We start from the raw sequence: 12,481 nt of genomic DNA, 5'->3' as shown, positions 1-12,481 counted from the left end.
ATCCCTTATCCACCAATAACACTTATAACGCCCGTGCTAAGACCCATCACAGCAACGGCAGCAATAGCGTTGCCGGCCAGTATCGCTGGGAAAGCCCATTTGAATCTCATGTCGAGAAGTGCAGCTATAAGAGTTCCTGTCCATATGCCAGTTCCTGGAAGTGGCACTGCAACGAAAAGAACAAGTCCAATCGCACCATATCTTTGGATCTTATGACTTTTGGCAAGCGACCTGCTTACCAGATTTTGTACTATGTCGCTAAAAGGCTTTTTCCTTCTTAAAAGCGTGAACATAGGCCTTATCCCGAAAAGCAGCACCGGCACTGGTAGCATGCTTCCAACGAAGCTTATAACAGCCGCATTAACAGGGGATAATCCCAGCGATATACCTATTGGAATCGCCCCTCTTAGTTCTATAATAGGAAGAGCCGCAGTCAGAAGCACTGCAAGCTCTATTGTCAGAAAGTTCAGGACCTCCCTCAAAAATGAGTCCATCTATTATTACTCCTTTATGTACTATTTGTTTTCCTTCTCCACATTTGCCAGTTACTTATGCCCATCCCTCAATAGATCATTCACAGTCTTAACCGGATTGAATGTAGAAAGGGGAACTTCAACAAACAAGGTGTTCCAATTATGCATTGCACCATTCCAAAGCCCCGGATGCTCCAGCGCCTTCAATTTCTTTCCCTTGTATGTCTTTTCACTTATAAAATATCTTTCCTTGTTAGAATAATCCAGTAAATTGAACTTTTCATCCTTGTAGTCTTTTACGAAGCACACCAGATCAACAGGATTGAAAAATTGTGATGAACTTAAAATCCCGGCGCTTACTTCATCATTCAAATCAATTTCCGACTTTTCACATATCTGAAGGTCGTGGTAATCTCCATTGTCGACAACGAATGGTCCTCCGCCCGGCTCTCCCTGGTTCTTAACCATTCCACAAACTCTAAGAGGTCTGTTAAGCAGTGACAATGCCCTGTCTTTTGTCAGTTCATTCTTGCAGACTATATTCAGGGTTTCTTTCATAAATGCATTTATTTCATTCAAGTCATAATCATCCGACAGTATGTCCAGAATATACCTGTCAATTTGCTTTTTTACTTCAAGTCCAGCAGACGCCAGCTTTCTTTTCGCATCAATAGTATCTTCCACATAACTTCTATGACAGACATTGTCGATGTTCTTAATGAAAATAATGTCAGCATCCAAATCATTCAAGTTGTCTATCAGCGCACCGTGCCCGCCTGCCCTGTACAATACATCTCCGTTTTCAAGAAGGAACGGATTGTTATCCATATCAACTGCCAACGTATCTGTTTGTTTCTTTTGAAAAGAATATGTAATATTGACGTGCTCTTTATCTTTTAATGTTTTGTCGACATATCTGTTAAACAATTCTTCATGATCTTTTGATATGGTAAAATGCAAATTTACGTAATCTCTATTTAGATAATGCTCTCCTTCATAAATATGCTCATCAATAGGGGTTGTTGAAAAAACTCCATATGAATGCATTTTGATGAGAGCTTTAGGCAGATCCCCGTAATTCAATTTATCGTTTAATATACTGTAAATAATTTCAGTGCGCCCATTTATTTGGTCTTTGTCTATTCCCTTGGAATCAATTAATTCTTTTATATCATCATAAAATGCAAACTGTTTAAGATTATCAAAAAAACTATCAATGGAATCCTTTTCTGTTTCACTGTGCAAATATCCGTACAAATCTTTGAACATTCTAGTTGCAGCACCGCTGGCCGGAATGAATTTGACACATTTTTTGTTTAGGTAATCATCACTAACTCCATTGACACTAGTTAATTCATTTGCGGTAACTGCTGACACAACATTTACATACTGCGTGCCTTTTTTAAACTTTTTAATAAACTTATCCATGTCAATCTCCCTCGTATCTTTAAAAACTAATATCTCCTACGACAAGCATTGTATCCTTGTCAATAAGTTCGTAAGTTCGTGACTTTAATAAATAAGCCCTAAACCTTGCGGAAAAGGGCTTAACTTTTTATATATGACAATGAAATTCTAATCTCTACAATACAAATCTCTCGTATAAACCTTTTCTTCAACATCTTTAACGTCATCAGATAGTCTGTTTGCAACAATCACATCTGATATTTTCTTAAATTCATCTATACCTCTTATTACTCTAGAATTGAAAAATTCATCTTCCTTTAGCACAGGCTCATAAACAACGACTTCTATCCCCTTAGCCTTTACTCTCTTCATTATCCCTTGAATAGAAGAAGCTCTGAAATTATCAGAATCAGTTTTCATCGTTAATCTATGAATACCTACAATCTTTGGATTTCTTTTAATAATCATATCCGCTATATGGTCTTTTCTTGTTCTATTCGCATCTACTATTGCACCTATAATATTATTCGGTACATCTGCATAATTAGCCCTCAACTGCTTTGTATCCTTAGGTAGACAATATCCGCCATATCCAAATGAAGGGTTGTTATAGTGGTTTCCTATCCTAGGATCAAGCCCTACACCTTCTATTATCTGCTTAGTATTAAGGCCTCTTACTTCTGCATATGTATCCAGCTCATTGAAATACGAAACTCTCATTGCAAGATATGTATTTGAAAAAAGCTTTACTGCTTCAGCTTCTGTTGGCTCAGTAAAGAGAACCTGAATATCCTTTTTAACTGCTCCCTGCACTAAAAGGTCTGCAAACTTCTTAGCTCTTTCTGACTGTTCTCCAACGATTATTCTAGATGGGTACAAGTTATCATACAGGGCTTTTCCTTCTCTTAAAAACTCCGGAGAGAAAATTATGTTATCTGTTTCAAACATTGCTCTAACTTTTTCAGTATATCCAACAGGTACTGTTGATTTAATCACCATAGTTGCATCTGGATTGATTGCTAGCACATTAGCTATAACAGCTTCAACAGTTCTCGTATTGAAATAATTCTTTTCCGGATCATAGTTTGTTGGTGTCGAGATGATAACATATTCAGCATCCTTAAATGCTGTATAGTTATCAGTTGTAGCTTTAAGATTCAATTCCTTTATAGCCAGATATTCCTCAATCTCCGCATCCACTATCGGAGACTTCCTATTGTTAACCATGTCCACTTTTTCTTGAATGATATCAAGTGCTATAACTTCATTGTGCTGAGCTAATAGGATTGCATTGGATAATCCTACATATCCAGTTCCTGCCACTGTAATTTTCATCGCTGTTATACCCCTTTCCAGTCTGAATATTATATCTTATAGTACTCTTTGTACCATTCAACAAACTTACCAAGCCCTTCTTCAATACTTGTGTTTGGTTTAAAATCAATATCTCTTTCAAGGTCTGAGACATCAGCATATGTCCTTAAAACGTCTCCAGGCTGCATATCCATGTAAACTTTTTCAGTTTTTTTGCCAAGTGCCGATTCTAAAGCATTGATGAATCGCATCAATGGCACTGGGTTGTTATTTCCAATATTATAAATTTTATATGGCGCAAAGCTTGTACTCAAATCATCTTTGCTCTCATCCCACTCTTTGTTAGCTACAGGCGCTTTATCAATTAGCTTTACAATTCCTTCGACAATATCATCGACGTAAGTAAAATCACGCTCCATCTTACCGTGATTGAATACTTTAATAGTCTTTCCTGCTAAGATATCTTTTGTGAATGAGAAGTAAGCCATATCAGGTCTTCCATATGGGCCATATACTGTAAAGAATCTAAGTCCGGTGGTTGGGATCCCGTAAAGATGGCTATAAGTATGGGCCATTAATTCATTGGACTTCTTCGTTGCGGCGTAAAGAGAAACTGGATGATCTACGTTGTGATTCGTAGAGAATGGTGCTACCTTGTTACCACCATAAACTGAACTTGAAGAAGCATAAAGTAGATGATTTACAGGGAGATTTCTACAGGCCTCAAGGATATTCATAAATCCAGTTAAATTTGAGTCCACATAAGCATACGGGTTCTCTATAGAATATCTTACACCTGCTTGAGCCGCCAGGTTGATTACATGCGTAGGCTGATAAATTTCAAAGATATTGTCTACTGCTTGTTTATCTTTAAGATCAACTTTTTGGAATATGAAGTTGTTGTACTTTCCTAGAATTTCAAGTCTAGACTTTTTTAACTCTGGATCATAGTATTCATTTAAGTTATCAATCCCAATTATTTGATAAGATTGATCAAGTAATTTTTTTGATAGGTGAAAGCCGATGAAACCGGCTGCACCTGTTATTAATATTTTCATACTATTTCCCCCAAACAACTCTATTTACATAATCTGTATAAGATAGCATTATTCTCAGCACTTTATCAGATACATTAGGCATGCTATAATCTGCTACTAACCTTAAGGTATCTTTATTTTGGGTTTCTAATACTTTAAGTCCCTGAAGAATTCTTTCTTTTTTAAGTCCTACCATCATAACCGAAGCTTCTTCCATGGCTTCAGGTCTCTCATGAGCTTGCCTGATGTTAAGTGCTTTAAATCTAAGAATTGATGATTCTTCACTAATTGTACCACTATCACTAAGAACCGCTTTTGCATACTTCTGAAGCTTTACATAATCATTAAAACCAAGCGGCTTCATGGTCTTTATCAATGAGTTAAATGAAACTCCTTTAGCTTCAATCATATTTCTTGTTCTTGGATGCGTGCTAACAATTAAAGGCATCTGGTACTTTTCAGCAATCGTATTTAAACTATCTACTAAATCCACGAAGTTCTGGTTTGAGCTAATATTCTCTTCTCTATGAGCAGACACAACGAAATACTTACCTTCTTCTATATTAAGTCTTTCCAACACATCAGACTTTTCAATATCGTCTTCTCTTGACTTTAGCACTTCAAACATTGGGCTTCCCGTTTTAATGATTCTGTCAGCAGGTAGTCCCTCTCTTAAAAGATACTCTCTTGCGATATCACTATAGGTCAGATTAATATCTGCCGTATGGTCCACAATCTTTCTATTTGTTTCTTCTGGCACTCGCTGGTCAAAGCATCTATTACCAGCTTCCATATGGAAGATTGGTATGTGCCTTCTCTTCGCCGCAATAGCACAAAGACAACTATTCGTATCTCCTAATACAAGGAATGTATCTGGTTTAACTTCCTCAAGAATAGGATCGATCTTCACTAAAATGTTTCCTATAGTTTCTACGGCAGTACCAGTCGCGGCATTTAGGAAATAATCCGGTTTTTTAAGATTAAAGTCCTTGAAAAACACTTCATTAAGCTCATAGTCATAGTTCTGTCCTGTATGAACAAGAATGTGCTCTACTGCTTCTGATTCATCTAATTTATTAATAACAGCTGACAGTCTTATAATCTCTGGCCTAGTGCCTACAACCGTCATGACTTTTAATTTCTTCATCAGTTATACCTCCAAAAAGTAAGTATCAGGTTTCTCTGGATCATAAGCTTCATTGGCCCACATAATTGTCACCATATCAGTATCGCCTAGGTTTTCTATATTATGTGTATAACCTGTCGGAATGTCTACAACTTCCATTTTCTCTCCACTCACGAAATACTCTAATACGTCATCAGAATCTATTTTTCTAAAACGAATAACACCTTTACCGCTTACTACAAGGAACTTCTCATTTTTTGTATGATGCCAGTGATTTCCTTTTGTAATTCCGGGCTTGGAAATATTTACAGATACTTGTCCTCTATCAGGTGTTTTTATAAACTCTGTAAAAGATCCTCTTTGATCAACATTCATCTTCAAATCATAGTTAAATTGATCTTCTGGCAAATAACTTAGATATGTGCTGTAAAGTTTTTTTATGAAAATATCAGACATATTTGGAATAAATCGTTCTTCTCTGCTCTTCTTGAACGAGTCAATTAAGTCTACTATTTCACCTAATTTAATAGTGTGTACTACTGGAACTACACAGAATGCGTCTTCTTTATTTTCATTACCTTTTAGTGCGTTGATAAGCTCATTTACTACATCATCTATATAAACAAGATTCATAATTACACTTGGATTGTTAATTTTAATTGGTAAATCGTGTGCGATATTGTGACAGAATGTTGCTATGGCGCTATTATAATTAGGTCTACACCATTTACCGAATACATTCGGGAATCTATAGATAAGTACCTTAGCTCCTGTTTCTTTGCTATAGTCAAACAGAAGGTCTTCGCCAGCCTTTTTACTTTCACCATAAGGATTGTCTATCTCAGCTTGAATTGAAGATGAAATCATCACCGGGCAGAAGTTCATATATTTTTTGAGCGTATCTAAAAGCGTTGAGGTGAATCCAAAGTTGCTTTCCATAAATTCAGATTTCTTTTTAGGACGGTTTACACCTGCCAGATGAAAAACAAAATCTGCTTCTTTACAATACTCATCAAGAAATTCCGGATTGGTCTCTTTGTCATACTCAAAGATATCATTGTATTTCCTATTTCTTAGTTCTGCTATTAAATTTTTACCTATGAAACCTTTTGCCCCAGTGACTAATATTTTCATTATCTATTCCAACCTTCCAATTGTTCTATGACATAATCAAGCTGTAATAGCTTCTTTTTAATCTGTTCTACATTAAGTCTTTCAGTATTATGTGAATTATACTCATCTTCTGAAGAGAGCTTCTGATTTCCTTCCACAAAGTACTTATCATAGTTAAGGTCTCTTTTATCAGCAGGAACTCTATAAAAACCACCCATATCTCTTGCTACAACATGCTCTTCTTTTGTAAGAAGAGTTTCATATAGTTTTTCACCATGTCGTGTACCAATTACTCTAATTTCATTGTCTGCATTGAAAAGTTCTTTTACTGCCTGTGCCAAATCTCCAATCGTTGATGCTGGTGACTTCTGAACCATAATATCTCCAACTTCTGCATTTTGAAATGCAAAAACAACCAATTCTACAGCCTCTTCAAGGCTCATCAAGAAACGAGTCATGTTCGGGTCCGTTACTGTTAAAGGCTGTCCATTCTTAATTTGGTCAATAAATAACGGAATAACAGAACCTCTTGATGCCATTACATTTCCATATCGGGTACCACAAATAAGGGTTTTTTCCGAATCCACAGTCTTTGCTTTAGCAACAAATACTTTCTCCATCATAGCCTTTGAAATTCCCATAGCATTAATTGGGTAGGCTGCTTTATCTGTAGAAAGACAAATGACCTTTTTTACTCCCATATCAATAGCACCAGAAAGAACATTGTCTGTACCAAGAACATTTGTCTTCACTGCTTCAAGCGGAAAAAATTCACATGAAGGTACTTGTTTAAGCGCTGCTGCATGAAATATGTAGTCCACACCATGCATTGCATTCTTTACACTTTCAAGATTTCGTACATTTCCTATATAAAACTTTAGTTTATCATTCTTATAAAGTTTTCTCATATCGTCTTGCTTTTTCTCATCTCGAGAAAAAATACGAATTTCCTTTATATCAGTATCTAAGAATCTTTTCATAACAGCATTACCAAACGATCCTGTGCCACCAGTAATTAATAGTGTTTTTCCTTTAAACATTGAATTTATCCTCCATTTTCTTCGCTTTTATGCTAAATTCACTTTATTTGTTAGCTATTTTCTTTTGACTATCTCTATTGATTATTTTACTAATAACCATTAAAATCTCTTTTCGATTGATTATTAGCACTATGAACAAGGCTAAGACAAATATGATCAATTGATATATAAAAACTCTTGGTTGTATAGAACTTGCAACCATTACCAATATATTAAACCCAGTTAAACCAATTAGGGTAATAAAGTCAATTTTTAAATCCATTCTCTTTTTCAATAGTGGTATCCTAATTAAATACATTATCATGTAGCCAACTAATGAAGTGATAACAACAGCCATGACTCCAAATGATTTTGCTAAAACAAATCCTCCAACGGCTGAAACTATTCCTCCAATAAATGTTGTCTTAAAAATGATATCACTTTCTTTTCTTGCTAAAAATCCACTTCCCAAATGGCTTGCCAAAGTAGAGTACCCCGCACTCAAATAGATAATAGGAGTTAGATATACACCATCATAATAGTCACCAAAAACAAAAAATTGATAAAATATATATGTTACGGGTATTAACACAGCTACACCACTGAAAACAATCCTAGTTAATATATTGAGTACTCCATTAAAATATTGATCTTTATCACTATCACCGTATGTTCTAAAAGCTTCTTCTAGCCAAGCCATATTTATAACAGAAGTGATTAGTGTCATTATAGACCCGAAACGGCTTGCCATTGCATAAATTCCATTAGCATCAATACTTATCCTATTAGAAATAACTAAGTTATTCGAAGATGTGATAAGCCACCAAGACAATGCATTAATTGAAAGCGGTAATGAGTATTTTAGTATAGATCTTAACAATTGAGAATCGAAGCCTTCTTTTCTAGTTTTACTAAATAACTTGATTTTACTTTCAATGATTACGACCATTGATAAGTTACCAACTGTATTTGCAATAAAAAGTGCCAATAACCCCCATTTCAATACAATAATCAAAAATAAATTTAATGTAATTGTTACAACTGAATTTACAACCGTAGAAAAAGCGAAAATCTTATTTCTCTTTAGCGCTCTTGCTGCAAACTGCCAATACGAAACCCCCATATGGCTTAATCCCATCACCAAAATTAAAATCCCATATTGAATATCTATTACTACGCTTAACACTACAAATATTACCGAATATATTACAGTTGTCCCAGCACAGTATATATTTGTAGTTGATAAAATTTTATAATTATTATTTTCATCTTCTATCGTAAATCTAAGAATACCTTCCCATATTGATTGATACAATAATGGTATTACCAAGCTTATAATTGATATCGTTAGATTATAATAACCGAAATCTGAAGTTATGATATATGTTGTATATAAAGGTATAAAAAGGAATTGCAGTATTTTCGTAGAAAAGGTTCCCAGAAAATAAAAGCCCATATTCTTTATTAATCTTTTTGCCCTCATTAAAATATTCTCCGTATTCTCTTTAATAATGCAGCTTTTAACATAAGTATTGCTGTTTTTATTCTTACGTGGTAATTCATATCTACATCTACAAATAACCTAGAATCATCATAATTATTATCTATAATTACATCCTCTGCCTTGCATAAGGTTATACCCTCACCTTTTGATTTATAAATCACACCATTTTCCATTGGCTTCATAAGAGATGAAAAAGTCATTAATTTATTATTGGTCGGTCTTGTAGTTAAAACATATTCTTTTGTATATTGATGTCTGTTTCCTTTTAAATCAACCTCAAAATCATACTGCCCTAAATCGCTATTATATTTCTTCAATATCTCAGTAGTAATCTCCATGTAAACATCATAATTTGCCTTAGATGAATTAAAATCACAAAATCTATAGTCTGTACTCTCATTCATCAATACTGTTTGATATTGATATAAACCATCCGCGTTGTGAAGCCCTGCTTCTCCGTTATTAGTAACTAATGATATTCTAGGTACAACTATATATTTATTTGTTTCAACCAAATACTGTATATATACTTTTTTAAACGATGATTCTTTCCAATTTGAAACGGCTTTAGGAATTATATCCGGATTATGTGCATAAGATGGTAACCAATCTTTAAAATCATCCCATTTCTCTTTACTCCAAACATTACCCCAATACGGGTGTTGGAGGAAATAAACATCGTACCCATCTTGATTTTGATAGAACTTGCAGCCGTTAAATTCACATAATATTGGATTATATAAACAAATTCCAGCTACATCACGCTTATCTTTGTAGTACTCAATAGCCTTAGAAGAAAAATCAACCATTTCCGGTGAAACAATTAAATCATCCTCTAAAAAAATTACATTTTCATATTTTTTTGTTTGATCGCCAACCCATATAAAATGGTTACGAAGCCCCAATTTATGATTATGGATTATAACCTCTTTATCTCCATAAGTCCAAACAAATTCATTAGCAATTCGATTTACTTCCTCTGTGCCATTATTATCAATACTTATCACTATTTTAATTTGCTTATCATACCTAATATTCACTAGAGAATCCAATAAATTTTTAAGAGCCCTAGGTCTATTATATGCTGTAATAATAATTGCAAATTCACTCATACCTACTCCCAACCTTTCAACAAGTATAACTTTCTATGTCCATTCACATCCGCATCAAAGCAGATATGTTCGGTTTCCGCATCAACTCTAGGATGCAAATCACATCTTCTCTCTCCTACATGTTTGTGAGTACTGTATATATCAACTAACTGATCAACCTTTTCTCCGTTAATATCAATTAACAAGACTTTCTGATATCCCTTTTTGTCTACATATGTGTCAGTAATCACTTTTCCATTACCTATCCATGTAGGATGTCCATCCCCAACAAGAATATCATGCATAAAATCTTGTCTCTCGCCATTAACATTATAAATATAGTATCTACATGTTCTATTTTTGTCATATGCAGTGACCACAATTGATTCATCATCAATCCAATCATAATGCGATACTGAAAGTTCCTTTTCTAATACAGTTAATTCTGCTTTTTCAATATCATAAACCAGAAGATTTGCTTTATGAATATTGTTCTCAGCTATTTGAATCCAAAAAAACAAAAATTTATTACCTGATGGAGAGAATGATAAATGATTTATATAACTATTTTCATAGTTGTTAGTATTCTCATTTTGGCCCATAACCTTTGATATCAATTCGTAAGTTATAACCTTCTTAGTAGTTTCTTCTAATAAATCAACAATTGTTATCCCTTCATCATTTAATGATTGCGGTTCTACATATGGTAAATTTGTATAACCATATCCGGGACGCATAACTCCTAACCTTAAAAAATCAAGAGTTATTCCAATCCTTCCAGTATAATCAATATCATAAAAAGGCCATTGTTTAACCGCTATTTCACCACTCGAAATATCAACGATTTTTGTAACAAATTGGTTGTTTTCAAAATCGTTATATATAACATGGTCTTGTCTATTTGGAACCCATCGAAGTCTAGAACCCTGCTGCCAATTCCATGCAGATGTTGCTCCAACTGTTTTTTCTTTTCCTGTCTCAATATCTCTGATAATTATATCCGCTTCTTTTTCATCTTTTTTTACCGAAATATAAGCTAATTTGTCATTTTGAAAAGGGCTAATATCATAATAGCCAAAAAAAGTATCCGATTCATTATCGCCATAAGAGTCAATTTCAAATTTAGTAACAATATTTTTCTTAAATGATAATAATTTTGCTAATAACCGCCTATACTTGTAAAATTTTTGTCGGTCTATCAAATTAAAAATCACTCTTTTTAGGATTCTCTTCATCTAAAAACTCCTCATCTAATTTTTCATCTATAACACTTTAAATAATCATCTATCCCAAATAAAATAATATGAATTATATGGAGAATCTTTCATTGTATAGTAAAATAAAGCTATTGTTGCCATTGCTAAAACTATTTTAGTGGTTAATTTTATACTTTTGCCTAATGGCAATCTAGTTATCATATATGGAAGAAATATAATCATATAGAGTGACATCATATCTGCAAAGCGCCTCATCAAAGAGAAATTTATCATACTTATTCTAAAAAAGATCCATAAAGATGTAGTTATTAAACCAATCTTATATTTTCTATCGTCATTATTTATCAATAAGCTACCTACAATAAAGAAAATACCAAGTAATGCCGGTGCGATTATATTCCCGTAACTCACTTTACTAATGCCATGTTGATAGATTTCCGAAAAAAAGCTGTCATATAAAATGCCATCTGCAAGCAATATTAGTTTATGGCTAAAAATAAATATAATTAGAGATAATGGTAACCATAAGAAGATATAAATCTTATTGTTCAACCTTAGCATATCTAATAACACAACCACAATCATTAGAAGTGAACTAGAATGAATAAAACTTGATAATAATATTATTACAACATATCTAAAATATCGCTTATCATATATATATTGACGATTATAAAATAAAATCGAGTATGCTAAAATTGCTCTGATAACATTGAAAGAAGAAATAAATGATCCAAACACAATAAACAATAGCATACTAAGCCATTGTATTTCTGACTCATCCCTCACACTTATATAAATCGGATAAATCGTAAGTAACGCAACAATACTAAATAACCAAATTGAATTTGATGTAAATGTTCCGATGGTTTTCATCAAAACATAAAACCCAAATTCAACATCTCCTGCTCCTCCTACTCTTAACCCATTTCTAAAAATATTATTCCATGATATTTTTTTTGCAATTTGATAATGTGTCTCATAATTTATATAGTCTGCAGAAAAATCACCCCGAAATGCGATTAAAATGAACATCAACGTGAAAATTAAAAGCAAAAACAAATTATTTACATTTAAATACCTTTTAGTTTTAACTGTTGATATTGATGGTAAAGCTATCCGTGATTTCTTTTTTTCAAAAAGTCCATATATCAGTATTACAAAAATCAAACTTGTATAT

General features: G+C 33.6%; 11 protein-coding genes. All 11 read right to left on the bottom strand.

The window, feature by feature from the left end; translation table 11 throughout:
- Positions 1-5: 5 nt before the first annotated feature.
- Positions 6-494, bottom strand: coding sequence for a COG2426 family protein (locus BUQ87_RS12735; RefSeq protein WP_038266521.1), 489 nt, complete (start codon positions 492-494; stop codon positions 6-8).
- Positions 495-545: 51 nt separating this feature from the next.
- On the bottom strand, positions 546-1,901 hold the full coding sequence (locus BUQ87_RS12730; protein ID WP_052636220.1) for a DUF4301 family protein: 1,356 nt from the start codon (positions 1,899-1,901) through the stop codon (positions 546-548).
- Between the two features lie 147 nt (positions 1,902-2,048).
- A complete protein-coding gene (locus tag BUQ87_RS12725) occupies positions 2,049-3,215 on the bottom strand; it encodes a nucleotide sugar dehydrogenase (RefSeq protein ID WP_038266524.1) in 1,167 nt (388 codons plus the stop codon).
- 29 nt (positions 3,216-3,244) lie between these two features.
- Positions 3,245-4,252, bottom strand: coding sequence for an NAD-dependent epimerase (locus tag BUQ87_RS12720; RefSeq protein WP_038266527.1), 1,008 nt, complete (start codon positions 4,250-4,252; stop codon positions 3,245-3,247).
- Position 4,253: 1 nt separating this feature from the next.
- On the bottom strand, positions 4,254-5,378 hold the full coding sequence (gene wecB / locus BUQ87_RS12715; RefSeq protein ID WP_038266529.1) for a non-hydrolyzing UDP-N-acetylglucosamine 2-epimerase: 1,125 nt from the start codon (positions 5,376-5,378) through the stop codon (positions 4,254-4,256).
- A gap of 3 nt (positions 5,379-5,381) precedes the next feature.
- A complete protein-coding gene (locus tag BUQ87_RS12710) occupies positions 5,382-6,491 on the bottom strand; it encodes a capsular polysaccharide biosynthesis protein CapF (RefSeq protein WP_038266532.1) in 1,110 nt (369 codons plus the stop codon).
- Complete coding sequence (locus BUQ87_RS12705; protein ID WP_038266534.1) at positions 6,491-7,510, bottom strand: polysaccharide biosynthesis protein; 1,020 nt, start codon at positions 7,508-7,510, stop codon at positions 6,491-6,493. Before BUQ87_RS12705 ends, BUQ87_RS12710 begins: the two co-directional genes overlap by 1 nt.
- A gap of 43 nt (positions 7,511-7,553) precedes the next feature.
- Positions 7,554-8,972, bottom strand: a complete 1,419-nt coding sequence (locus tag BUQ87_RS12700; RefSeq protein WP_038266537.1) for a lipopolysaccharide biosynthesis protein — start codon at positions 8,970-8,972, stop codon at positions 7,554-7,556.
- Positions 8,972-10,105, bottom strand: coding sequence for a glycosyltransferase family A protein (locus tag BUQ87_RS12695; RefSeq protein ID WP_038266539.1), 1,134 nt, complete (start codon positions 10,103-10,105; stop codon positions 8,972-8,974). Before BUQ87_RS12695 ends, BUQ87_RS12700 begins: the two co-directional genes overlap by 1 nt.
- 2 nt (positions 10,106-10,107) lie before the next feature.
- The gene (locus BUQ87_RS12690) at positions 10,108-11,319 is read right to left on the bottom strand and encodes a hypothetical protein (RefSeq protein WP_038266542.1); all 1,212 of its coding nucleotides are present in this window, start codon (positions 11,317-11,319) and stop codon (positions 10,108-10,110) included.
- 45 nt (positions 11,320-11,364) lie between these two features.
- Positions 11,365-12,471 carry an EpsG family protein gene (locus tag BUQ87_RS12685; protein ID WP_159434334.1) on the bottom strand — a complete coding sequence of 369 codons (1,107 nt, stop codon included), beginning with the start codon at positions 12,469-12,471 and terminating at the stop codon, positions 11,365-11,367.
- Positions 12,472-12,481 lie beyond the last annotated feature (10 nt).

Source organism: Peptoclostridium litorale DSM 5388 (assembly GCF_900141635.1).
Taxonomy (GTDB): Bacteria; Bacillota; Clostridia; order Peptostreptococcales; family Peptostreptococcaceae; genus Peptoclostridium; species Peptoclostridium litorale.
Note: the sequence above shows the minus strand (reverse complement) of the source record. Positions and strands in the feature narration are given on the sequence as shown.

Excerpts from the sequence above, each read along its gene's own strand:
- BUQ87_RS12735 (WP_038266521.1), bottom strand. The coding sequence starts at position 494 with ATGGACTCATTTTTGAGGGAGGTCCTGAACTTTCTGACAATAGAGCTT.
- BUQ87_RS12730 (WP_052636220.1), bottom strand. The coding sequence starts at position 1,901 with ATGGATAAGTTTATTAAAAAGTTTAAAAAAGGCACGCAGTATGTAAAT.
- BUQ87_RS12725 (WP_038266524.1), bottom strand. The coding sequence starts at position 3,215 with ATGAAAATTACAGTGGCAGGAACTGGATATGTAGGATTATCCAATGCA.
- BUQ87_RS12720 (WP_038266527.1), bottom strand. The coding sequence starts at position 4,252 with ATGAAAATATTAATAACAGGTGCAGCCGGTTTCATCGGCTTTCACCTA.
- wecB (WP_038266529.1), bottom strand. The coding sequence starts at position 5,378 with ATGAAGAAATTAAAAGTCATGACGGTTGTAGGCACTAGGCCAGAGATT.
- BUQ87_RS12710 (WP_038266532.1), bottom strand. The coding sequence starts at position 6,491 with ATGAAAATATTAGTCACTGGGGCAAAAGGTTTCATAGGTAAAAATTTA.
- BUQ87_RS12705 (WP_038266534.1), bottom strand. The coding sequence starts at position 7,510 with ATGTTTAAAGGAAAAACACTATTAATTACTGGTGGCACAGGATCGTTT.
- BUQ87_RS12700 (WP_038266537.1), bottom strand. The coding sequence starts at position 8,972 with ATGAGGGCAAAAAGATTAATAAAGAATATGGGCTTTTATTTTCTGGGA.
- BUQ87_RS12695 (WP_038266539.1), bottom strand. The coding sequence starts at position 10,105 with ATGAGTGAATTTGCAATTATTATTACAGCATATAATAGACCTAGGGCT.
- BUQ87_RS12690 (WP_038266542.1), bottom strand. The coding sequence starts at position 11,319 with ATGAAGAGAATCCTAAAAAGAGTGATTTTTAATTTGATAGACCGACAA.